The sequence below is a fragment of the Gelatiniphilus marinus genome (assembly GCF_042684345.1).
GTDB classification, from domain to species: Bacteria; Bacteroidota; Bacteroidia; order Flavobacteriales; family Flavobacteriaceae; genus Gelatiniphilus; species Gelatiniphilus marinus.
Genome location: NZ_JBHULK010000002.1, coordinates 421,055 through 443,343, shown reverse-complemented (window position 1 = coordinate 443,343; position 22,289 = coordinate 421,055). Strand labels below are relative to the sequence as shown.

20 protein-coding genes and 6 tRNA genes are annotated in these 22,289 nt (G+C 36.5%); 3 read left to right on the top strand and 23 right to left on the bottom strand.

The window, feature by feature from the left end; all coding sequences use genetic code 11:
- Positions 1-55 precede the first annotated feature (55 nt).
- Positions 56-721, bottom strand: coding sequence for a M15 family metallopeptidase (locus ACFSQS_RS07070; protein WP_388016230.1), 666 nt, complete (start codon positions 719-721; stop codon positions 56-58).
- 600 nt (positions 722-1,321) lie between these two features.
- On the opposite strand from ACFSQS_RS07070, the gene ACFSQS_RS07065 reads away from it, so the two are divergent.
- Positions 1,322-2,029, top strand: coding sequence for a DUF4369 domain-containing protein (locus ACFSQS_RS07065; protein WP_388016227.1), 708 nt, complete (start codon positions 1,322-1,324; stop codon positions 2,027-2,029).
- A gap of 148 nt (positions 2,030-2,177) precedes the next feature.
- Here ACFSQS_RS07065 and ACFSQS_RS07060 read toward each other — a convergent pair.
- From ACFSQS_RS07060 to idi, 4 genes are all read right to left on the bottom strand, one after another.
- Positions 2,178-2,251: transfer RNA gene (locus tag ACFSQS_RS07060), tRNA-Thr, on the bottom strand.
- Positions 2,252-2,312: 61 nt separating this feature from the next.
- Positions 2,313-2,582 carry a hypothetical protein gene (locus tag ACFSQS_RS07055; RefSeq protein WP_388016224.1) on the bottom strand — a complete coding sequence of 90 codons (270 nt, stop codon included), beginning with the start codon at positions 2,580-2,582 and terminating at the stop codon, positions 2,313-2,315.
- A 132-nt stretch (positions 2,583-2,714) separates the two neighbouring features.
- On the bottom strand, positions 2,715-3,125 hold the full coding sequence (locus ACFSQS_RS07050; RefSeq protein WP_388016221.1) for a 6-pyruvoyl trahydropterin synthase family protein: 411 nt from the start codon (positions 3,123-3,125) through the stop codon (positions 2,715-2,717).
- Positions 3,109-3,648 carry an isopentenyl-diphosphate Delta-isomerase gene (gene idi, locus ACFSQS_RS07045; RefSeq protein ID WP_388016218.1) on the bottom strand — a complete coding sequence of 180 codons (540 nt, stop codon included), beginning with the start codon at positions 3,646-3,648 and terminating at the stop codon, positions 3,109-3,111. The genes ACFSQS_RS07050 and idi overlap by 17 nt, the downstream gene beginning before the upstream one ends.
- A 128-nt stretch (positions 3,649-3,776) precedes the next feature.
- Between idi and ACFSQS_RS07040 the strand changes: the two genes are divergently transcribed.
- Together ACFSQS_RS07040 and ACFSQS_RS07035 are read left to right on the top strand one after the other, a co-directional pair.
- Positions 3,777-5,363, top strand: coding sequence for a peptide chain release factor 3 (locus tag ACFSQS_RS07040; protein WP_388016215.1), 1,587 nt, complete (start codon positions 3,777-3,779; stop codon positions 5,361-5,363).
- A 134-nt stretch (positions 5,364-5,497) separates the two neighbouring features.
- Entirely contained in the window at positions 5,498-5,725 is a 228-nt protein-coding gene (locus tag ACFSQS_RS07035; RefSeq protein WP_388016212.1) for a (4Fe-4S)-binding protein, read from the top strand.
- Between the two features lie 168 nt (positions 5,726-5,893).
- On the opposite strand, the gene ACFSQS_RS07030 is transcribed toward ACFSQS_RS07035, so the two are convergent.
- The 18 genes from ACFSQS_RS07030 to rpsU form a co-directional block, all read right to left on the bottom strand.
- On the bottom strand, positions 5,894-6,211 hold the full coding sequence (locus tag ACFSQS_RS07030; RefSeq protein WP_388016210.1) for a DUF3467 domain-containing protein: 318 nt from the start codon (positions 6,209-6,211) through the stop codon (positions 5,894-5,896).
- 186 nt (positions 6,212-6,397) lie between these two features.
- The gene (gene rpoC / locus ACFSQS_RS07025; protein WP_388016207.1) at positions 6,398-10,699 is read right to left on the bottom strand and encodes a DNA-directed RNA polymerase subunit beta'; all 4,302 of its coding nucleotides are present in this window, start codon (positions 10,697-10,699) and stop codon (positions 6,398-6,400) included.
- Between the two features lie 79 nt (positions 10,700-10,778).
- The gene (gene rpoB, locus ACFSQS_RS07020; RefSeq protein ID WP_388016204.1) at positions 10,779-14,591 is read right to left on the bottom strand and encodes a DNA-directed RNA polymerase subunit beta; all 3,813 of its coding nucleotides are present in this window, start codon (positions 14,589-14,591) and stop codon (positions 10,779-10,781) included.
- A gap of 178 nt (positions 14,592-14,769) precedes the next feature.
- Positions 14,770-15,144 (bottom strand): 50S ribosomal protein L7/L12, encoded by a 375-nt coding sequence (gene rplL / locus ACFSQS_RS07015; RefSeq protein WP_388016201.1) that lies wholly within the window; start codon positions 15,142-15,144, stop codon positions 14,770-14,772.
- Between the two features lie 64 nt (positions 15,145-15,208).
- Positions 15,209-15,730, bottom strand: coding sequence for a 50S ribosomal protein L10 (rplJ, locus tag ACFSQS_RS07010; RefSeq protein WP_388016198.1), 522 nt, complete (start codon positions 15,728-15,730; stop codon positions 15,209-15,211).
- A 20-nt stretch (positions 15,731-15,750) separates the two neighbouring features.
- On the bottom strand, positions 15,751-16,440 hold the full coding sequence (gene rplA / locus ACFSQS_RS07005) for a 50S ribosomal protein L1 (protein ID WP_388016195.1): 690 nt from the start codon (positions 16,438-16,440) through the stop codon (positions 15,751-15,753).
- A gap of 19 nt (positions 16,441-16,459) precedes the next feature.
- On the bottom strand, positions 16,460-16,897 hold the full coding sequence (gene rplK / locus ACFSQS_RS07000) for a 50S ribosomal protein L11 (RefSeq protein WP_388016192.1): 438 nt from the start codon (positions 16,895-16,897) through the stop codon (positions 16,460-16,462).
- A gap of 74 nt (positions 16,898-16,971) precedes the next feature.
- A complete protein-coding gene (nusG, locus tag ACFSQS_RS06995) occupies positions 16,972-17,526 on the bottom strand; it encodes a transcription termination/antitermination protein NusG (RefSeq protein ID WP_388016188.1) in 555 nt (184 codons plus the stop codon).
- Positions 17,527-17,543: 17 nt separating this feature from the next.
- Positions 17,544-17,738, bottom strand: a complete 195-nt coding sequence (secE, locus tag ACFSQS_RS06990) for a preprotein translocase subunit SecE (protein WP_388016185.1) — start codon at positions 17,736-17,738, stop codon at positions 17,544-17,546.
- 147 nt (positions 17,739-17,885) lie between these two features.
- Positions 17,886-17,958: transfer RNA gene (locus ACFSQS_RS06985), tRNA-Trp, on the bottom strand.
- Between the two features lie 120 nt (positions 17,959-18,078).
- Positions 18,079-19,266, bottom strand: a complete 1,188-nt coding sequence (gene tuf, locus ACFSQS_RS06980) for an elongation factor Tu (protein ID WP_388016182.1) — start codon at positions 19,264-19,266, stop codon at positions 18,079-18,081.
- A gap of 71 nt (positions 19,267-19,337) precedes the next feature.
- Positions 19,338-19,409, bottom strand: a tRNA-Thr gene (locus ACFSQS_RS06975).
- A 70-nt stretch (positions 19,410-19,479) separates the two neighbouring features.
- A tRNA-Gly gene (locus ACFSQS_RS06970) sits at positions 19,480-19,552 on the bottom strand.
- 242 nt (positions 19,553-19,794) lie between these two features.
- Positions 19,795-19,876, bottom strand: a tRNA-Tyr gene (locus tag ACFSQS_RS06965).
- A gap of 242 nt (positions 19,877-20,118) precedes the next feature.
- Positions 20,119-20,192: transfer RNA gene (locus tag ACFSQS_RS06960), tRNA-Thr, on the bottom strand.
- A 102-nt stretch (positions 20,193-20,294) separates the two neighbouring features.
- Positions 20,295-20,597 (bottom strand): ribosome hibernation-promoting factor, HPF/YfiA family, encoded by a 303-nt coding sequence (gene hpf, locus ACFSQS_RS06955; protein WP_388016179.1) that lies wholly within the window; start codon positions 20,595-20,597, stop codon positions 20,295-20,297.
- A 99-nt stretch (positions 20,598-20,696) separates the two neighbouring features.
- Positions 20,697-21,593 (bottom strand): tyrosine-type recombinase/integrase, encoded by an 897-nt coding sequence (locus ACFSQS_RS06950; protein WP_388016176.1) that lies wholly within the window; start codon positions 21,591-21,593, stop codon positions 20,697-20,699.
- Positions 21,594-21,836: 243 nt separating this feature from the next.
- A complete protein-coding gene (rpsU, locus tag ACFSQS_RS06945) occupies positions 21,837-22,031 on the bottom strand; it encodes a 30S ribosomal protein S21 (RefSeq protein WP_388016173.1) in 195 nt (64 codons plus the stop codon).
- Positions 22,032-22,289: the final 258 nt, after the last annotated feature.

Sequence of the window (22,289 nt, the reverse complement as noted above, 5' to 3'; positions counted from 1 at the left end):
AACTCATCAATCAAAAAAAGAAAAAGCGTTTCAAAATATAATTGAATCGCTTTTTTTATTCAATAGGAAAATCAAAATACGTTTTAGGAAACGGTTCGTTTCTCAAGGTAAAATGCCACCATTCCTTTGGGTAGTTTCTAAACCCGTGTTTTAACATAACGGTTTGCAAAAGCCGCCGGTTTTCTTTTTGCTTTTTGGTAATACCATTATAATTAACCCAAGATTCTTGTCCGAAAAAATCATACACACTCCCCATATCTAAAGGCTTTCCTGTATTGCTGTCAATAATTGTTAAATCAACTGTACTGCCTCTACTATGCCCAGATTTACTTGCAATATATCCCGCTTTAAATAGATTTCTTTTTTTAACCTTCGGATAAAAAACAGATTTATTAATGGTGTCATTTAAAATTTTAGCCCATCGTACAAAATGATTTACAGCTTGTTGCGGTCTGTAACCATCGTAAACTTTTAAGCATAGGTTTTTACGTTGTAATTCTTCTTGAACCATCTTTAAAGCCTGAGCTGCTTGTTTGGTTAAAATAAGCTTATTTGAATGATAACCATCAACACGTTTACCAACAAAATTATTTGATGTGTTGTATCTTAATTCCACATCTAAATCAGGGATACTATCTTTTACATAGGTAAATCCTTCGGGCAATTGTGCAAAAGACAAAAAACTAATTAGTAATAAAAATAGGGTTGAAAAAAATTTCATAGAGAATGATTATAAGCTAATTTATACAAAATAAATTTATACTTAAAATTGAAGCACAAAAAAACCGAGTTCCCTCAAACTCGGTTTCTTTTCAATTTGCTTTTTTTTAATTACGTAGTAGATTTAGGGTCTCTATATCAACAACATAATGCAAATATTAATTAATTAATCCATTGAACTAAAAAGTATCTTATTTAGTACACATCAAATATATAATTATTAACAATATAACATCGGCAAAAAACTTAATAAATCGACGAAATACATATAATTTTAACATTATAAGATGAAAAGACGCATTTCATCGATAAAAAACATAAATACATATAAAAAAAGCACCTTTATTAAGGTGCTTTTTTACTAACTAACCAACCAAAAATATGATTTGCATTTTTAAGTTTAAAGTAACCACTCGATAAACCATTATATAAAATGCATATACAATTCTTTAATTAGCAATATTTATGCCAAAAAAATTTTAAAACAGATATTAACTTATTTTTAACAATTATTTAAATGCCATAAATTTTTATGCGCCACTAGTATTTAAAATATAATTATAAGATATTTGCTAGCACAAAAAAAAAATCTAAAAAAAACATGAAGAAACTGCCAATTTTAGCCTTGCTTATTTTAATTCTTGGGTGTGCAAAAGAACAACCAGACTTAATTGTTAAAGCAAATATTAAGGGCTTGAAAAAAGGAACCGTTTACCTAAAAAAAATAAAAGACACTACATTAGTAACGCTAGATTCTGTTATTGTAAACGGAAATGCAGAGTTTGAGTTAGTTACTCCATTAGATTCACCTGAAATGTATTATTTGTTTTTAAACAAAAACAGCAACCAAGACGAGGCGATAGCTTTTTTTGCAGACAAGGGAATTACAGAAATTAATACCACATTGAAAAACTTTGTGTTTGACGCCAAAATTAAAGGTTCTGCCCAACACAGCAAATGGGAAGAATATAAAGCGATGATTTCTAGGTTAAATGAGAGGAATTTAGATTTAATAGTAGAAAAATTTGAAGCTCAAAAAAGTGGGGATACCGCAAAACTCAATGCCATTGAAACTGAAAACAACGGCTTATTAAAACGAAAGTATTTGTACACGGTTAACTTTGCCTTAAACAATAAAGACAGCGAAGTAGCACCTTACCTGGCGCTAACCGAAATTTACAACGCCCGTATTAATTTTCTGGACACCATAAACAAAGCTTTAACACCAAAGGTTAAAAATTCAAAATACGGAAAGGAATTACAGATTTTTATCGATGGAATAAAAAAATCGAATACTAACAAAAAATAGCTCAAAAAAAAGTCTTTAGATTTCTAAAGACTTTTTTTTGAGAGCCGATGGAGGGACTCCCTTCGACTGCGCTCAGGATAAACTTCTCGTTTTAAATTAATTGATTAAACCTGTATGGGAATTGCCTTTGCGTTTTCAAATATTTTAGAGCCGATGGAGGGACTCGAACCCACGACCTGCTGATTACAAATCAGCTGCTCTAGCCAGCTGAGCTACATCGGCGTATTTTTTCGGCTGCAAATATAAAATTTATAACAAATTTTACAAATGTGCCGATAAAAATTTATCCGAGTTTATTGATCTTTTCAATTAATGCTCGCCCTTTTTCTTCTAGCTCTGCATTAATAGCCTTAAAGTGTGCTTTTGGGTTTTCAACATCTTTAGCATTTACTTTGGCTATTAAGCTGTCAAAGGTTTCAATTGCTTCGTCAATAATCGCTTCGCTTGTTTTGGTGTCTTTATCTGTGTTTTCGTATTCCCAAACATAAACCGCTTCGATAATATCGCCCAAAACATAGTTTATATCTTTCTTTAGGTTTCTAACATTTGCCATAATTTCTAATTTAATTTAAGTGCAAAAATAAGCAAATTATTAAACATTAGTGCTTAATAACGCGTTATAAAATAAAGGTGTTTTTTATGGATAAAATATATTGTTTTATAACAAAATCAGGTTGTACAAATACTATTCTCCAGAGTAGGTTACAAAGTTACGCGGTGTTTCGTAAAGTGTAATTTCTAAATCTAGTTGAGATTCTATTCTTGGTTTTATTTTATTGTAAATAACCACGGCAATATTTTCGGCCGTTGGGTTTAGTGTTTTAAACTCCTGTACCTCTTCATTTAAATTTTTATGATCGAATTGTTCTTCAACCTCGGTTTGTATTATATGCTTTAAAATTTTCATATCCATAACAAAGCCTGTTTCAGGATGTATTTCGCCTTTAACCGAAACAATTAACTCGTAATTATGGCCGTGGTAATTAGGGTTTGCACATTTACCAAAAACGGTGGCGTTTCGAGCATCTGTCCAATCGGCATTGTATAATCTATGAGCAGCATTAAAATGTGCTTTTCTACTAACTGTTACTTTCATAATTTTCAACGTTTATGTGTTCGTAAAATTTACTGAAAATAATTTTAAACCATGCTGTATAAAGCTCTGGTTGCATTGCTATATCGGTTTTAACCTCTTCCAATGGCATCCATTTCCACGATGCCACTTCGTCTGGGTTAATGTTTGGTTTTTTGTTGTAGTGGCCTACCATAATATGGTCTAATTCGTGTTCGGTCAAACCATTATCAAAAGGGGCTTTATAAATAAACGATGTGGTTTCCTTTAGCTCTGTTACAAAGCCCATTTCTTCAAATAAGCGGCGCTTTCCTGCTTCAATGTTGCTTTCGCCATCTCGCTGGTGGCTACAGCAGGTGTTGGTCCAAAGCCCAGGCGTGTGGTATTTGTGCAGGGCGCGTTGCTGTAGCATGAGTTCGTTTTTATCATTAAAAATAAATACTGAAAATGCACGATGTAATAACGCTTTTACGTGCGCTTCCATTTTAGGCATCAAACCAATTTGTTCGTCTTTTTCGTTTACTAGTATTACCTGTTCTTCTTTCATATCTAACAAAAATACCAAGTAATTTTTTAAATTTCGCTAATGATTTCATAAAATAAAAAAGAGCAGGATTACAATTATTTTTATTGATACTATTAATAGTATATTTGCAACCCATTTATAGTATTTATATGAGTTTTTTAAAAGAAATTGAACGTAGGCGAACCTTCGGGATTATATCGCATCCAGATGCTGGTAAAACCACCTTAACCGAAAAATTATTGCTGTTTGGTGGCGCCATTCAAGAAGCGGGCGCCGTAAAAAGCAACAAAATTAAAAAAGGGGCGACGAGCGATTTTATGGAAATTGAGCGCCAACGTGGTATCTCTGTTGCTACTTCTGTTTTAGCCTTTGAGTATAACGGCATTAAAATTAATATTCTAGATACCCCAGGCCACAAGGATTTTGCCGAAGACACCTTTAGGACTTTAACTGCCGTTGACAGCGTAATTGTGGTTATTGATGTGGCAAAAGGTGTTGAAGAGCAAACCGAAAAACTGGTTGAAGTATGCCGTATGCGCAACATTCCCATGATTGTGTTTATAAATAAAATGGATAGAGAAGGGAAAGATGCGTTTGACCTTTTAGATGAAATTGAACAAAAACTGCGACTTCGGGTAGTGCCCTTAAGTTTCCCAATTGGGATGGGCTACGATTTTAAAGGCATTTACAATATTTGGGAGAAAAACATTAATTTGTTTAGCGGTGATAGCAGAAAGGATATTGAGGAAACGGTTGAGATTTCAGATTTGTCCTCTGCTGAATTAGACTCCTTAGTGGGCCAAAAGGCCGCCAATACTTTACGCGAGGAAATTGAATTGGTTGACGGTATTTACCCAAACTTTAATAAAGACGAATATTTACAAGGAAACCTGCAGCCCGTATTCTTTGGTTCGGCTCTTAACAATTTTGGGGTGCGCGAACTATTGGATTGTTTTGTGGACATTGCCCCAAAACCAAGAGCAAAACAAAGTGAAGAACGCATGGTTAAACCTGATGAAGATAAATTTTCTGGTTTTGTTTTTAAAATTCACGCCAACATGGATCCCAACCATCGCGACCGTTTGGCCTTTGTTAAAATTGTGTCGGGTAAATTTGAAAGAAACAAACCTTATTTGCATGTTAGGAACAAGAAAAAAATGAAATTCTCCAGTCCCAACGCATTTTTTGCAGAGAAAAAGGAAATTGTAGATATCTCTTATCCTGGTGATATTGTTGGCTTGCACGATACCGGGAATTTTAAAATTGGAGACACTTTAACTGAAGGCGAAAACATTAATTATAAAGGTATTCCAAGTTTTTCGCCCGAGTATTTTAGGTACATCAATAACGCCGACCCCTTAAAATCTAAACAGCTTTACAAAGGTATCGATCAATTAATGGACGAAGGTGTGGCGCAATTATTTACTTTAGAGCTTAACGGCAGAAAAGTAATTGGCACCGTAGGTGCACTGCAATACGAGGTGATACAATACAGGTTAGAGCACGAATACGGTGCAAAATGTACCTACGAAAACTTAAATGTATTTAAGGCCTGCTGGGTAGATCCGGAAAATTCGAATAGCGACGAGTACAAAGAATTTGTTAGGGTAAAACAGCGTTTTTTGGCCAAAGACAAGCAAAACCAATTGGTGTTTTTAGCAGATTCGGCTTTTTCATTACAGATGACACAACAAAAGTATCCGAATATAAAATTTCATTTCACCTCTGAATTTTAACAAATAAACGAATATTTTTTGATTCTATTCACATATTGATAAAATTAGCCTATCCATTCCGAGAATTTAATATTTAGCGATTCCCTCTTCAGAAAATAATTATTAGAAATTCATAACCCAAAACGTGAAAATCTATGGAATCTTACAAAAATGAATACAGCAACAATGACATTACGGTTACCTACGAACCCTGTGTTTGCATACATGCCGAAAAATGTGCCAATGGATTATCGGATGTTTTTAGAACATCGGTTATTCCTTGGATTAATTTAGAAGGCTCAGAAACCGAACGCATCATAAACCAAATAAAGCGCTGCCCTTCCGGTGCTTTACAATTTCATTTAAAGAAAGAAGTAGCTTAGTGCCAAAACCAAAATAAGCAGCATCTTGCATACTACTTGTCTGGATTTACATTTCGCCACGCTTAAGCACAACCTAAGACGTAGCCTGTATCTAAAAAAAGCTAGAATAATTTTCTGGTTTTGCAAAACATAACGCTAAGCCTTGGTTTATTCAGAGCCTCTTTTATTTTATGCTTGTCCCGTTGGCCCAAAATTTAACGGTATTGGTGGTTGCTCATAGTCTTTAATTTCGCCATGAGCGTTTTCAAATCTGTTAATGTTATCACCTAAGGCTTTTAACAAACGTTTGGCATGTTGTGGTGTTAAAATAATTCTGGATTTCACCTTGTTTTTAGGTACACCAGGCATAATATTAACAAAATCTACAACAAACTCGGATACCGAATGGTTTATTATAGCAAGGTTAGAATATGTACCTTCTGCCACCTTTTCGTCTAACTCAATATTTATTTGACCTTGTTTTTGCTTATCTTTTTCTTCAGCCATTGAAAATTTTATTTTTTCACTTCCTCGAAAGCGGAAGTCTTATTTATATATTGTTATTAAAGTAAAAAAGTCCTACTATATTTTAGCAGGACTTTTTATTATCTTTTAAAAAGATCCCAACCTGCGTTGGGATAAATTCAACTAGCAGGTTTTGCTTCGCCTAAGCTTACAAAACCTGAGTTTCATTTAATTATAATTTAACTCTTTTTTTACTTGCATCATTTCGTCAAACTCTTCTTTAGACCCTACAATAATGTCCTTATAGTTTCGCATTCCTGTTCCTGCTGGAATTCTATGACCTACAATTACATTTTCTTTAAGCCCTTCTAGAGCATCAACTTTACCTGCAACGGCCGCTTCGTTAAGAACCTTGGTGGTTTCTTGGAACGATGCCGCAGATATAAACGACTTTGTTTGCAACGATGCTCTTGTAATACCTTGTAATATTGGTGTTGCGGTTGCGGGTTGCGCATCTCTTGCCACTACAAGGTTTTTGTCTTCGCGACGTAAAATAGAGTTCTCGTCTCTTAACTCGCGCGGTGAAATTATTTGTCCAGCTTTAAGGTTTGTAGAGTCTCCTGCGTCTTCAATCACTTTCATTCCGAAGATTTCATCGTTTTCTTTAATGAAATCTGCTTTATGAGCCAGTTGATCTTCTAAGAAAATAGTATCGCCAGAATCAATTATTCTAACTTTACGCATCATCTGTCTTACTACAACCTCGAAGTGCTTATCGTTAATTTTCACACCTTGTAAACGATATACTTCTTGTACTTCGTTAACTAAGTATTGTTGCACTGCCGAAGGCCCTTTGATATTTAAAATATCGTTTGGTGTTATAGAACCGTCTGATAGTGGCATACCTGCTTTTACATAATCGTTTTCCTGTACTAGAATTTGATTGGAGAGCTTAACCAGGTATTTTTTAACATCGCCTAATTTAGATTCTACGATAATCTCGCGGTTACCACGCTTGATTTTGCCAAAAGATACCACGCCATCAATAGCACTTACTACTGCTGGGTTTGAAGGGTTACGGGCTTCGAACAGCTCGGTTACACGTGGTAAACCACCTGTAATATCTCCAGCTTTTGCAGATTTACGAGGTATTTTAACTAATATTTTACCAATACTAATTTTTTCGCCATCGTCTATCATTAAGTGAGCGCCTACAGGTAAATTGTATGAACGAATGGTTTCACCTTTTCCGTCTTCAATATGAAGTGTAGGAATTAATTTCTTATTTCTAGATTCTGCTATTACTTTTTCTTGGAAACCGGTTTGTTCGTCAATCTCAACTTGGTAGGTAACGCCTTGTTCAATATTTTCATATCTCACTTTACCAGCAAATTCAGAAATAATAACACCATTATAAGGATCCCACATACAAACCACATCGCCTTTGCTCAGTTCTTGTCCGTTTTTAACATGAATGGTTGAACCGTAAGGAATGTTGTTTGTGCTTAAAACAATACCTGTTTTCTTGTCTGTTAGTTTAAGCTCTGAAGTACGGGATATCACAATATCCACTTCGTTACCTTCGTTATCTTGTCCTTTAACGGTTTTTAAATCTTCTATTTCGGCAACACCGTCGAATTTAACGGCTAATTTACTGTCTTCTGAAATGTTGCCCGCAATACCACCCACGTGGAATGTACGAAGGGTTAACTGCGTACCGGGTTCTCCAATAGACTGTGCTGCAACAACACCTACGGCTTCACCGCGTTGTACCATTTTGCCTGTGGCCAAGTTACGGCCGTAACATTTAGCACAAATGCCTTTTAGGGCCTCGCAACTTAATGCAGAACGCACTTCTAGAGAATCTATAGGTGATGCTTCAATAGCTTTTGCAATATCATCTTCAATAAGTTGGCCAGCAGCTACCAGCAACTCGTCTGTTAACGGGTTGTAAACATCGTTTAAAGATACACGACCTACTATTCTTTCTTCTAAAGTTTCAACAACTTCATCATTTTTCTTTAAAGGTTCAACCTCGACACCTCTCAAAGTACCGCAATCTTCTGTGTTAATTATAACATCTTGAGACACATCAACCAAACGGCGTGTTAGGTAACCTGCATCGGCAGTTTTAAGTGCGGTATCTGCAAGTCCTTTACGTGCACCGTGAGTAGAGATAAAGTATTCTAATATTGAAAGTCCTTCTTTAAAGTTTGAAAGAATCGGGTTTTCGATAATTTCGCCTCCACCTGCATTGGATTTTTTTGGTTTCGCCATTAATCCGCGCATACCGGTTAGCTGACGGATTTGTTCTTTAGATCCACGTGCTCCAGAATCCAGCATCATAAATACCGAGTTGAATCCTTGTTGGTCTTCGCGAATACGTTTCATTGATAATTCTGTTAACTCTGCATTTGTAGATGTCCAGATGTCAATAACTTGGTTGTAACGCTCGTTATTGGTAATAAGCCCCATGTTGTAGTTGCCTGTAATACCATCAACTAAACCATTGGCTTTATCTATCATACCTTGTTTTTCAGGTGGAATAATAATATCGCCTAAACTGAATGATAAACCACCTTGGAATGCAAATTTGAATCCTAAAGTTCTAATGGCATCTAAGAAGTCTGCGGTTTCGGGAACCGATGTTACTTTAAGGATATTACCGATAATATCTCTTAACGATTTTTTGGTAAGTACTTGATTTATGTATCCGGCCGCTTGTGGTACGTGCTGGTTAAATAGCACTCTTCCAACTGTGGTTTCTACAATCATTTTATCTAGCTTACCATCTTCATTAATATCTATGGTGCGTACTTTTATTCCAGCATTCAAATCTACACGTTTCTCGTTAAAAGCTATAACAACTTCTTCTGGAGAATAGAATGTTAGGCCTTCGCCCTTTATTGGTACTTCTGGGGTAGATTTGCGCAACTTGGTCATGTAATACAGGCCAAGTACCATATCTTGAGAAGGTACGGTTACCGGCGAACCATTTGCGGGGTTTAATATATTGTGCGATGCCAACATTAACAACTGGCATTCTAAAATAGCTTCTGGCCCTAAGGGTAGGTGTACCGCCATTTGGTCGCCATCAAAATCGGCATTAAATGCTGTACACACCAAGGGGTGCAACTGTATGGCTTTTCCTTCAATTAATTTTGGTTGAAAAGCTTGAATACCCAAACGGTGTAATGTAGGAGCACGGTTTAAAAGTACGGGATGTCCTTTTAAAACATTTTCTAAAATATCCCAAACTACGGGCTCTCTTTTATCTATAATTTTCTTTGCAGATTTTACTGTTTTTACAATGCCTCTTTCAATTAATTTTCTGATTACGAAAGGTTTGTATAACTCTGCTGCCATATTTTTTGGCAATCCGCATTCAAATAATTTTAATTCTGGCCCTACAACAATTACCGAACGTGCCGAATAATCTACACGTTTACCTAAAAGGTTTTGACGGAAACGCCCTTGTTTACCTTTTAATGAATCGGATAATGATTTTAAGGGTCTGTTAGAATCTGTTTTTACTGCTGATGATTTACGTGTGTTATCGAACAGAGAATCTACAGATTCTTGTAACATACGTTTTTCGTTACGTAAAATAACTTCTGGTGCTTTGATTTCAACCAGTCTTTTAAGACGGTTGTTACGGATTATAACACGACGGTAAAGATCATTTAAATCAGATGTTGCAAAACGACCACCATCTAAAGGCACCAACGGACGTAATTCTGGTGGAATAATGGGCACCACCTTCATAATCATCCATTCTGGACGATTTTCTCTGTTATTGTTAGATTCGCGTAAAGCCTCAACAACTTGTAAACGTTTTAAGGCTTCGGTTTTACGTTGTTTAGAGGTTTCAGTGTTAGCTTTATGGCGCAATTCGTAAGACAACGCTTCTAAATCTATTCTTGCCAATAACTCAATTAAACACTCTGCTCCCATTTTAGCAATAAATTTCTCAGGATCAGAATCATCTAAATATTGATTTTCTTGAGGAAGCTCTTCTAAAATGTTAAGGTATTCTTCTTCTGTAAGGAAATCCATTTTTTGCAACGGCTCGCCTTCTTCGTTTTTTGCATTACCGGGTTGGATGACTACGTAACGTTCGTAGTAAATAATCATATCTAATTTCTTAGATGGTAAACCCAATAAATACCCTATTTTGTTTGGTAACGAACGGAAGTACCAGATATGAGCTACAGGAACAACTAAGTTAATATGCCCTACTCTATCGCGACGCACTTTCTTTTCGGTTACTTCTACACCACAACGGTCGCAAACTATACCCTTGTAACGGATTCTTTTATATTTACCACAAGCACATTCGTAGTCCTTTACGGGGCCAAAAATACGCTCGCAGAACAAACCATCTCGTTCTGGTTTGTGAGTTCGATAATTGATAGTTTCTGGTTTTAAAACCTCTCCTCTAGATTCTGCTAAAATAGATTCTGGTGATGCTAAACCAATGGAGATTTTATTAAATCTCTTTACTGTATGTTTATCTTGTTTTCTTGCCATGTTTTTTTAGTCTTCAGTCTTCAGTTCTCAGTACTCAGTTACTGCTAACTGCCTACTGCTTACTGGAGACTATTAAAATTTACTCTTCTAATCTGATGTCTAATCCTAAACCTTTCAATTCGTGCATAAGTACGTTGAATGATTCTGGTAATCCTGGATCTGGCATGGGTTCGCCTTTTACAATTGCTTCGTAAGTTTTGGCTCGACCAATAACATCATCAGATTTTACAGTTAAAATTTCCCGTAAGGTACTTGATGCGCCATAAGCTTCAAGTGCCCAAACTTCCATCTCACCAAAACGCTGACCACCAAATTGTGCTTTACCACCAAGCGGTTGTTGTGTAATTAATGAGTAAGGTCCTATAGAACGTGCGTGCATTTTATCGTCAACCATATGCCCAAGTTTTAGCATATAAATCACACCAACGGTTGCTGGCTGATCGAAACGTTGTCCTGTTCCACCATCGTATAAATAAGTATGTCCGTAACGTGGAATTCCAGCTTCATCGGTTAGTTCGTTAATTTGGTCAATCTCTGCTCCATCAAAAATTGGTGTTGCATAAGTTTGACCTAATTTCTGACCAGCCCAACCCAAAACGGTTTCGTAAATCTGACCAATATTCATTCGCGATGGTACACCAAGAGGGTTTAATACTATATCAACTGGTGTTCCGTCTTCAAGGAACGGCATATCTTCTTGACGCACAATACGTGCTACTATACCTTTGTTACCATGGCGTCCTGCCATTTTATCGCCTACCTTAAGCTTGCGCTTTTTGGCAATGTAAACTTTAGCCAATTTAATGATGCCAGCAGGTAGCTCGTCTCCTACAGATATGGTGAATTTCTCGCGACGCAAAGCACCTTGCAAATCGTTTTCCTTAATTTTGTAGTTATGGATTAAGTCTGCAACAAGTTTGTTTGTGTGCTCGTCTGTGGTCCATTTTCCAGATACCAAGTGGGCATAGTCGTCCACGGCATTTAACATTTTAAGTGTGAATTTTTTGCCTTTTGGCAACACTTCTTCACCTAGGTCGTTAAAAATACCTTGTGCTGTTTTTCCATTTACAATGGCAAATAGTTTTTCTATTAAAACTTCTTTTAGAGCATCAAATTTAGCATCATAAATACCTTCTAATTGTAAAATATCGTCTTTATCTTGAGCGCGTTTACGTTTATCTTTTACTGCTCTGGCAAATAATTTCTTTTCTATTACTACACCGTTTAAAGATGGCGAGGCTTTTAAAGAGGCATCTTTAACATCGCCCGCTTTATCGCCAAATATGGCACGCAATAGTTTTTCTTCCGGTGTTGGATCAGACTCTCCTTTAGGTGTAATTTTACCAATAAGGATATCACCAGGTTTAACTTCGGCTCCAACGCGGATCATACCATTTTCATCTAAATCTTTGGTAGCTTCTTCAGAAACGTTAGGGATGTCGTTGGTTAACTCTTCGTTGCCTAATTTGGTATCTCTAACTTCTAAAGAGTACTCGTCTATGTGTATCGATGTAAAAATATCTTCGCGAACTACTTTTTCTGAAATCACGATGGCATCCTCAAAATTGTAACCTTTCCATGGCATAAAGGCCACTTTCATGTTTCTCCCTAAAGCTAGTTCTCCTTTTTGTGTAGCGTATCCTTCGCATAAAACTTGGCCTTTGGTAACTTTGTCGCCTTTAACCACAATTGGCTTTAGGTTTATAGAGGTCCCTTGGTTTGTTTTTCTGAATTTTACTAATTCGTATGTTTTAATGTCGCTATCGAAGCTTACTTTAGCTTCATCTTCGGTACGTTCGTATTTGATTTGAATTTCGTTGGCATCAACATAAAGTACTTCTCCATTGCCTTCGGCATTAATTAATACACGGGAATCTGAAGCGACTTGGCGTTCTAAACCTGTGCCAACTATTGGTGCATCTACTCGTAATAAAGGTACAGCTTGGCGCATCATGTTTGATCCCATCAAGGCTCTGTTGGCATCATCGTGCTCTAAAAAGGGTATTAAAGATGCCGAAATAGACGAAATTTGGTTTGGTGCCACATCGGTATAATGTAATTCGTTGGGCTCTATTACAGGGAAATCGCCCTCCATTCTTGCAATTACCTTATCGTGTAGTATGGTTCCTTTTTCGTCAACTTTTACGGTTGCCTGCGCTATTAGTTTTTCTTCTTCTTCTTCAGCACTTAAATAGGTTGGCTCGTTTTTAATATCAACTACCCCATCGGTAACTTTTCTATATGGAGTTTCTATGAATCCCATAGAATTCACTTTTGCAAATACAGAAAGTGAAGATATAAGTCCAATATTTGGTCCCTCTGGTGTTTCAATAGGGCAAAGTCTTCCGTAATGCGTGTAGTGTACATCGCGCACCTCGAAGCCTGCTCTTTCTCGTGATAAACCTCCTGGGCCTAGTGCAGATAAACGGCGTTTATGTGTAATTTCGGCTAATGGATTGGTTTGATCCATAAACTGAGACAACTGGTTTGTTCCAAAGAAAGAATTAATTACAGACGATAGTGTCTTTGCGTTAATTAAATCTATTGGTGTAAAGACCTCGTTATCGCGAACGTTCATACGCTCACGTATGGTACGTGCCATACGAGCCAAACCAACACCAAATTGTTGAGATAGTTGCTCGCCAACAGTACGTACGCGACGGTTTGATAGGTGATCGATATCGTCAATCTCTGCTTTGGAGTTGATAAGCTCGATTAAATATTTTATAATGGTAATGATATCTTCCTTGGTAAGCACTTGCTTGTCCATACCAATATCTAGACCTAGTTTTTTGTTCATTCTGTAACGGCCTACCTCTCCTAAAGAGTATCGTTGGTCGCTAAAGAACAATTTATCTATAATACCGCGTGCCGTTTCCTCGTCTGGTGGTTCGGCATTACGCAATTGTCTGTAAATATGTTCAACGGCTTCTTTCTCGGAGTTTGTGGGGTCTTTTTGAAGCGTGTTGTGAATTATGGCATAATCGCCCTGTTCTGATGTTTCTTTATGTAACAGGATGGTTTTTACATCGACTTCAAGAATTTCTTCAATGTTTTCTTTATCTAGAACCGTATCACGATCAAGCACGATCTCGTTACGTTCGATAGATACAACCTCTCCGGTATCTTCGTCAACAAAATCTTCGTGCCATGTATTAAGTACACGTGCTGCAAGCTTGCGTCCTAAATATTTTTTTAGTCCGGTTTTAGAGACTTTTACTTCTTCGGCTAGATCGAAAATCTCTAGAATATCCTTATCGCGTTCAAAACCGATGGCTCTGAATAATGTTGTTACTGGTAATTTTTTCTTTCTATCAATGTATGCGTACATCACTTGGTTGATGTCTGTAGCAAATTCAATCCAAGAGCCTTTGAAAGGGATTACCCTTGCCGAATATAATTTTGTTCCGTTGGCATGGAAAGATTGCCCAAAGAACACACCAGGTGAACGGTGTAATTGCGATACCACAACACGTTCTGCGCCATTAATACAAAACGTACCAGATGGAGTCATGTAAGGTATGGTACCTAAATATACATCTTGGACTATGGTTTCGAAATCTTCGTGCTCGGGGTCTGTACAATATAACTTTAACCTTGCTTTTAGCGGTACGCTGTAGGTAAGCCCACGCTCAATACACTCTTCTATGGCATATCTTGGTGGATCTACGAAGTAATCTAAAAATTCTAGGACAAATTGATTACGAGAATCTGTAATTGGAAAGTTTTCCATAAAGGTATTGTAAAGACCTTCATCTCCTCTTTCTTCTGATTTTGTTTCTAACTGGAAAAAATCCTGGAAGGATTTTATCTGAATATCTAAGAAATCTGGATATTCTGTTCTATTAACAATAGACGAGAAATTTAATCTTTCAGCTTGTGTTGATAACATCAATGGACGGAATTATGATTAAAAAAATAGTGATAGTGCTTTTAAACACTGGAAAAACAACCTGCAACCAGTTGGGTTGTTTTAGAGGTTTTTTTGGTATAGATTATATACGCAAAATGGTTTAGGCCTCAAAGCGTATGCTCCAGACCTAAACCTTTGTGTTTTTGAGATGTTAAGCTTACTTAAGCTCAACCTCGGCTCCTGCTTCTTCTAACTGAGCTTTTAGGGCTTCAGCTTCGTCTTTGGTAACTGCTTCTTTAATTGCACTTGGTGCATCGTCAACTAAACCTTTGGCTTCTTTTAAACCAAGACCCGTTAATTCCTTAACTAATTTTACAACTGCTAATTTAGAACCGCCAGCGGCTTTAAGGATTACATCAAATTCAGTTTGAGCTTCTTCAGCTTCACCACCACCAGCAGGACCAGCAACAGCAACTGCAGCAGCAGCAGCAGGCTCGATACCATACTCATCTTTTAATATAGTTGCTAACTCATTTACTTCTTTTACCGTAAGGTTAACTAATTGTTCTGCGAAATCTTTTAAATCTGCCATTTTTCTATCGTTTTAATAATTTTGTAATAATAATATATTTGTAATAAGTGCGTACTTGTTAATACTATCCTTCTTTTTCGGATAGGGTTTTAATAACTCCGGCAATTGTTGCCCCGCCCGATTTAAGCGCAGACACAACATTTTTAGCAGGAGATTGTAGTAAACCTACTATTTCTCCAATTAATTCTTCTTTAGATTTGATATCAACTAACATATCTAGTTGATCGTCGCCTAAATAAACCGCTTCCTCAATAAAAGCACCTTTTAATAAAGGTTTGTCAGATTTTTTACGGAAGGTTTTAATTAATTTAGCTGGAGCGTTTCCAGTTTCAGAATACATTACCGATGTATTTCCTTTTAATACCGATGGAAGGTCTCCAAAATCTCTATCTGAAGCTTCCATTGCTTTTTCAAGTAATGTATTTTTTACAACTGCCATTTGCACGTTTGCTTTAAAAGCAGCACGACGTAAATCTGTGGTTATACCTGCGTTTAATCCAGAAATATCTGTTAAATAGATATTTGCATTGTTGGTTAATTGTGCAGTTAATTCCTCAATTACTTGTGATTTTTCTTCTCTTGTCATAATTTAAAGTGTTAACTTAATTAACCAATTTTAGGATCAACAGCTATACTAGGGCTCATGGTAGAAGACATGAATATGCTTTTTACGTAAATCCCTTTTGCAGTTGTTGGTTTTAGTTTAATTAATGTTGTTAATAATTCGTTTGCGTTTCCAGCAATTTTATCGGCACTGAATGATGCTTTTCCGATAGCGGCGTGTACAATACCGGTTTTATCTACTTTAAAATCGATTTTACCAGCTTTTACCTCAGTTACCGCTTTGGCAACATCCATAGTTACCGTACCTGTTTTTGGGTTTGGCATTAAACCACGAGGGCCTAATACACGGCCTAAAGGCCCTAGCTTACCCATTACACTAGGCATGGTGATAATTACATCTACATCGGTCCAACCACCTTTGATTTTATCAAGGTATTCGTCTAAACCTACGTAATCTGCACCTGCTTCTTTGGCTTCGGCTTCTTTGTCTGGTGTAACCAATGCTAGAACTTTTACATCTTTACCTGTACCATGAGGAAGGGATACAACCCCTCTTACCATCTGGTTTGCTTTACGAGGATCTACTCCTAAACGTACAGCTATATCAACTGAGGCATCAAATTTTGTATTAGTAATTTCTTTTACTAATGCAGATGCTTCATCAAGCGAGTAAATTCTCCCTTTTTCTATTTTTGCTGCAGCTTCTTTTTGCTTTTTTGTTAATCTTGCCATTTTAAATGTCTTTAATAGATTAATTAGGGAATTGCCCTGTTACGGTTATACCCATTGATCTTGCGGTACCAGCAACCATTTTCATTGCAGATTCTACGGTAAATGCATTTAAATCTACCATTTTGTCTTCTGCGATGGTTTTAATCTGATCCCAAGAAACTTTAGCTACTTTTTTTCGGTTTGGCTCTCCAGACCCTTTCTTCACTTTTGCAGCTTCCATTAATTGAACTGCTGCTGGTGGAGTTTTGATTACAAAGTCGAACGATTTGTCTTTGTAAACAGATATAACCACGGGTAATACTTTACCTGGCTTATCTTGGGTTCTGGCATTGAATTGCTTACAGAACTCCATGATGTTAACACCAGCAGCTCCTAAAGCGGGTCCAACCGGTGGCGACGGATTCGCAGCACCTCCCCGAACTTGTAACTTAACTACTTTACCTAATTCTTTTGCCATTTTTAATAATTTAATTTTACGATGATATCTTTCTTATGGAAGCGAAAGTTTCATCTATCTGAATGTAACACTGTTTATACTTTTTCAACTTGCATATAACTTAATTCCAATGGGGTTTTTCTTCCAAAAATCTTTACCATGACTTCAAGTTTACGCTTTTCTTCGTTTATATTTTCTATGGTACCATCAAATCCATTGAATGGGCCATCAATAACTTTTACGGTTTCGCCTTTAGTGTATGGAATGGCAACGTGAGCGGTTTCCTCTACGGCCAACTCGTCAACCTTACCTAACATTCTGTTTACTTCAGACTGCCTAAGCGGTACCGGATCGCCTCCTTTTGTTTCACCTAAAAAACCAATAACATTGGTAACCGATCTTATAATGTGGGGAACTTCGCCTGTTAAATTAGCTTGTATCATAATGTAACCCGGGAAAAACACTTTTTCTTTGTGTATTTTTTTTCCGTTCCGAATTTGTACTACTCTTTCGGTTGGTACCAATACTTGGTCAACATAATCTTGAAGGCCTAATCGAGCAATCTCGTTTTCGATATAGGTTTTTATTTTGTTTTCTTGACCACTAACTGCACGTACAACGTACCATTTTTTTTCGCTTACTTCAGACATAAATTTTCCTTTTATCGTTATTTAATCCATTGAAAGTAAGCTGTAATAACTTTGCTAAATACAGTATCTACACCCCAAATAGCAAGAGAAAATATAATAGAAAACACAGCTACCAAAACCGTTAAACTCTGTGCTTCTGCCCAAGTAGGCCACGATACATTGTTTTTTAGTTCTCCGAACGATTCTCTTATATAAGTTACAATTCCAGCCATTTTATAATTTCTTTTAATGTAAATTGAAATGTTTTCAATTGTTTTGTTTGCACACTCAAATTTAATTTAAGGTGCGCCGCTTTGGACTTAAAGTCACCTTTACCAAATATGGCAGGTTTTGCTTCTTGCCACACTGCTTTTGCTTAGCACGGGTTGAGAGACTCGAACTCCCGACACCTGGTTTTGGAGACCAGTGCTCTACCAACTGAGCTAAACCCGTGTTTTGGACATTTAACTAGTTCCCGATAGCTATTGGGACGAGCTAAACCCTTAAATATAATTCAAAAGGCATTCCGAATAAATCGGAATACCTTAAGCTCTATATTTATTAAACTAATGTTTAGTCTAAAATTTCTGTTACTTGTCCTGCACCTACTGTTCTACCGCCTTCACGGATAGCGAAACGCAAACCTACGTTCATTGCAATAGTGTTAATCAACTCAACAGTAATAGTTAAGTTATCTCCGGGCATTACCATTTCAACACCGTCTGGAAGCGCAATGTTTCCTGTTACGTCTGTTGTACGTACGTAGAACTGTGGACGGTAGTTGTTGTGGAATGGTGTGTGACGTCCACCTTCTTCTTTTTTAAGGATATAAACCTCTGCTTTAAATTTAGCGTGTGGTGTTACAGAACCTGGTTTACAGATTACCATACCTCTTGAGATTTGAGTTTTCTCAATACCTCTTAATAAGATACCTGCGTTATCTCCAGCTTCACCTCTATCTAGAATTTGACGGAACATCTCGATACCTGTAATGGTAGATGTTAACTTTTCAGCTCCCATACCAATAATCTCAACAGGATCACCAGTGTTAGCTACACCAGTTTCAATACGGCCTGTGGCAACAGTACCACGCCCAGTAATTGAGAATACATCTTCAATAGGCATTAAGAAAGGCTTATCCATATCACGTACTGGCTCTTCAATCCACTCATCACAAGCTTTCATTAACTCCAATACTGTATCAACCCATTTTTGCTCACCGTTAAGTGCGCCTAAAGCAGAACCAGACACTACAGGCCCGTTATCGCCATCGTACTCGTAAAAGTTCAACAAGTCTCTTACCTCCATATCTACAAGCTCTAAAAGCTCTTCGTCATCAACCATATCTACTTTGTTTAAGAAAACAACGATACGAGGAATACCTACTTGACGCCCTAATAAGATGTGCTCACGAGTTTGCGGCATTGGACCATCTGTTGCAGCAACAACTAAGATAGCACCATCCATCTGTGCCGCACCAGTTACCATGTTCTTAACGTAATCGGCGTGACCTGGACAGTCAACGTGTGCATAATGACGATTTTCTGTTTGATATTCTACATGAGATGTATTAATTGTAATACCTCTTTCTTTTTCTTCTGGTGCATTATCAATTTGATCGAATGATCTTGCTTCTGAGAAACCTGCATCAGCTAATACTTTAGTAATAGCAGCAGTTAAAGTTGTTTTACCGTGATCTACGTGTCCAATTGTACCAATATTTAAGTGTGGTTTTGAACGATCGAAAGTTGCCTTTGCCATGTTTTTTAAATAATTTTAATCTTAGTTATATAATAATATTAGTGTATTCTTTGCTATACTCCTTAATATAGAGCCAATGACGAGATTTGAACTCGTGACCTCTTCCTTACCAAGGAAACGCTCTACCCCTGAGCTACACCGGCAATTTATTTACGATTGCCGATTCAAGATTTACGATTCGTGAATCGCATTTAGTAATTCGTAAATTTATAGAGCGAGAGACCGGGTTCGAACCGGCGACATTCAGCTTGGAAGGCTGACGCTCTACCAACTGAGCTACTCTCGCAATTTTTTGAAAAAACCCCAACAAAACCAAATTTCGAAAAACCTGTAGATTGATTTAAGAATCTAATCAAATTATACCCATTACTTACATGAACGGTTCCAAAAAAAAAACAGCAAATCTATAAACTTGCTTTACTTTTGGATTTCTTAATTTTCGACTGCGCAAAAATCGTTACCGGGGGAGCAACCCCGAAGCCTCGGAAACACCTTTAAGGCGCTCTTTTAGCGTTACGCTCAAAATTGTGGGGAGAGCAGGATTCGAACCTGCGAAGACATAGTCAGCAGATTTACAGTCTGCCCTCGTTGGCCGCTTGAGTATCTCCCCAATCTATTTACATTTTAAAAAATTCAAAAAAACTGAATTTAAAATGCTACTATCAATATTTTTTTTTAAGAACACCTTCTAAGCAGTTATTGCTTTTCCTATTCGTGCTTTCTGCTTTCGCAGAAATCAAAAAGCCGATAAAGGACTTCCCTCGACTACGCTCAGAATAAACATCTCTTCTCAAGTAAAAAAAATATACACTATACTTTTTTCAACTTCCTGCTCGCATTTCAATATTTTAGAGCCGATGGAGGGACTCGAACCCACGACCTGCTGATTACAAATCAGCTGCTCTAGCCAGCTGAGCTACATCGGCGTTTTTTACACTTTTTTAGCATAAAAAAAGCCCGCTATTTCTAACGGACTGCAAATGTATAGATTTATTTTTTTATTCAAAACATTTTTTCATAAATTTTTTTCATAAATGTGCTCTTAATTTTTCTTTTCGCTTTTTTAGCTGCCTTTCTAAGGACGAAATTGCCATATCTGCACCTTCTTCAAAACTTTTACATTGCTTTTTTACCACAAAACTGTCTCCGGGCACGCTTACCTTGGCTTCAAATATTTTATTTTCTTTACCACTTGTGTTTTCTACTTTTAAATAAACATCAGATTTTATAACTTTATCATAATACATGTCTAACTTATCCATTCGTCTTTGGATAAAATCTATTAATTTTTGGTCTGCGTTGAAATTAACTGATTGTGTGTTTACTTTCATCTGTTATTTTTTTAGGTTAATAATTGGCTAGATGCAAATGGCCTGTACTTGGTTTAATTAGTTGGTTCTAAAAGGTTTCTTTTGGCTCATTACATACTTTTATTTTTTGGTTTCGCTTCTTGGGTGTGCATTAATATGTGTTTTTTTAAGCTCTTTTATACTGTTGTGCGTGTAAACTTGTGTTGCTGCTAAACTGGAATGCCCCAGGAGTTCTTTTACTGCATTTAAACTAGCACCTTGGTTAAGCAAATGGGTTGCAAAGGAGTGCCGCAATATATGCGGGCTCTTTTTAACCTTTGAAGATGCCAAACTAAAATACTCATTTATTATTCTGTAAACAAGTGTTTCGTATATTTTAATTCCTTTTTTCGTTAAAAACAGCATATCGTTATCTGTGATTTGTTCTAAGTTGCTTCTTGAAATTATATAATTACTTAAGGTCTGCGCTACAGAGTTTAATAACGGTACGAAGCGCTCTTTATTTCTTTTGCCCAATACTTTTAAGGTTTTGTTTGCCAGATCTACATGTGCAAGCTTGAGCTGCACTAGCTCAATACGCCGTATTCCGGTTGTGTAAAACAATTCTATAATTAGCTTGTTGCGAATGCCTTCAAAATCCTTATCGAAATGCAGATTGTTTAAAACCGCCTTTACCTCATCTTCTGAAAAAGGGACTTGGATTTTTTTGCTTGTTTTTAAAGCTTTGTGCTTGTAAAGCGGATTGGTTTTAATTGCACCAATTTTTAAAAGAAACTTATAATAGGTGTTTAATGCCGATATTTTTCGGTTTATACTTATGTTTGACAGTTTGCTTTCTACCATAGAAACTATCCAATGCCTTATTTGCGGGTAATTAACTTGATTGATGGAATTGGTACCGTATTCGGTTGTTATGAATGCTGAAAAAGTTTCTAAATCGTTTAGATAAGCTTTTACGGTTAATGCCGAATAGTTTTTTTCCAACAATAAATAATCTGCGAATGATTTAAAGGACATATAATATATTCAAAATTCTGTGTTCAAGATACAATTTTTTTTGAAACAGATATATGATTTGCACTTTGGTTAATTCGCAGGCACAAACCGTATTTAACCCAGATTAACAAAAGCCGTTACCGCTGTTTACAACCTTAAACAAAGCCTATTTATTAAGCTTGCACTGCAATATGTGCGTAGAATAAATATTAGACAAAAAAAATCCCGCTTTTTTGCGGGATTAAATTTATTAAGCGACAGGTACTATACCTCTTCTGCGTCTCTTAAGCGCTGGATGTACTGCGCCTTTTGTATTTGAGCTCTTCGTAAAACGGATGGCTTGTTAAACTGTTTGCGATCTTGCAATTGGTTCTTAATGGTTGTTCTTACAAATTTACGTTTATAACGCTTTAGCGCTCTATCTATATTTTCTCCTTCTTTTACCGGTATTATTAACATAGTATCTTAACCTCCTCTCTTTTAGAATTTTTAAGGGTGCAAATATAAAAAGTAATTTAGAATTTCCAAGCGTATAAAATGGTATTTTTCTAAGCCGTTTTCTTAGCATTATTCATCTCAACAAACAAAAAAATTTAATTGCGTTTATAGACGAATATTAAACCACATTACCAGACGATTTTAATTGTGAGGTATTGAAGAAATCTAAAAATAATTTAAAACCAAAAAGAAAGATAAGCAAAAATTTTAATTATAAAA

Coding starts and splice junctions, on each gene's coding strand:
- rpsU (WP_388016173.1), bottom strand. CDS start 22,031: ATGTTAATAATACCGGTAAAAGAAGGAGAAAATATAGATAGAGCGCTA.
- rplJ (WP_388016198.1), bottom strand. CDS start 15,730: ATGACAAGAGAAGAAAAATCACAAGTAATTGAGGAATTAACTGCACAA.
- secE (WP_388016185.1), bottom strand. CDS start 17,738: ATGGCTGGAATTGTAACTTATATAAGAGAATCGTTCGGAGAACTAAAA.
- ACFSQS_RS07030 (WP_388016210.1), bottom strand. CDS start 6,211: ATGGCTGAAGAAAAAGATAAGCAAAAACAAGGTCAAATAAATATTGAG.
- ACFSQS_RS07050 (WP_388016221.1), bottom strand. CDS start 3,125: ATGAAAGTAACAGTTAGTAGAAAAGCACATTTTAATGCTGCTCATAGA.
- ACFSQS_RS07070 (WP_388016230.1), bottom strand. CDS start 721: ATGAAATTTTTTTCAACCCTATTTTTATTACTAATTAGTTTTTTGTCT.
- rpoC (WP_388016207.1), bottom strand. CDS start 10,699: ATGGCAAGAAAACAAGATAAACATACAGTAAAGAGATTTAATAAAATC.
- ACFSQS_RS07055 (WP_388016224.1), bottom strand. CDS start 2,582: ATGGCAAATGTTAGAAACCTAAAGAAAGATATAAACTATGTTTTGGGC.
- tuf (WP_388016182.1), bottom strand. CDS start 19,266: ATGGCAAAGGCAACTTTCGATCGTTCAAAACCACACTTAAATATTGGT.
- rplL (WP_388016201.1), bottom strand. CDS start 15,144: ATGGCAGATTTAAAAGATTTCGCAGAACAATTAGTTAACCTTACGGTA.
- hpf (WP_388016179.1), bottom strand. CDS start 20,597: ATGAAAGTAAACACACAATCAGTTAATTTCAACGCAGACCAAAAATTA.
- idi (WP_388016218.1), bottom strand. CDS start 3,648: ATGAAAGAAGAACAGGTAATACTAGTAAACGAAAAAGACGAACAAATT.
- ACFSQS_RS07040 (WP_388016215.1), top strand. CDS start 3,777: ATGAGTTTTTTAAAAGAAATTGAACGTAGGCGAACCTTCGGGATTATA.
- nusG (WP_388016188.1), bottom strand. CDS start 17,526: ATGTCTGAAGTAAGCGAAAAAAAATGGTACGTTGTACGTGCAGTTAGT.
- rplK (WP_388016192.1), bottom strand. CDS start 16,897: ATGGCAAAAGAATTAGGTAAAGTAGTTAAGTTACAAGTTCGGGGAGGT.
- rpoB (WP_388016204.1), bottom strand. CDS start 14,591: ATGTTATCAACACAAGCTGAAAGATTAAATTTCTCGTCTATTGTTAAT.
- ACFSQS_RS07065 (WP_388016227.1), top strand. CDS start 1,322: ATGAAGAAACTGCCAATTTTAGCCTTGCTTATTTTAATTCTTGGGTGT.
- ACFSQS_RS06950 (WP_388016176.1), bottom strand. CDS start 21,593: ATGTCCTTTAAATCATTCGCAGATTATTTATTGTTGGAAAAAAACTAT.
- ACFSQS_RS07035 (WP_388016212.1), top strand. CDS start 5,498: ATGGAATCTTACAAAAATGAATACAGCAACAATGACATTACGGTTACC.
- rplA (WP_388016195.1), bottom strand. CDS start 16,440: ATGGCAAGATTAACAAAAAAGCAAAAAGAAGCTGCAGCAAAAATAGAA.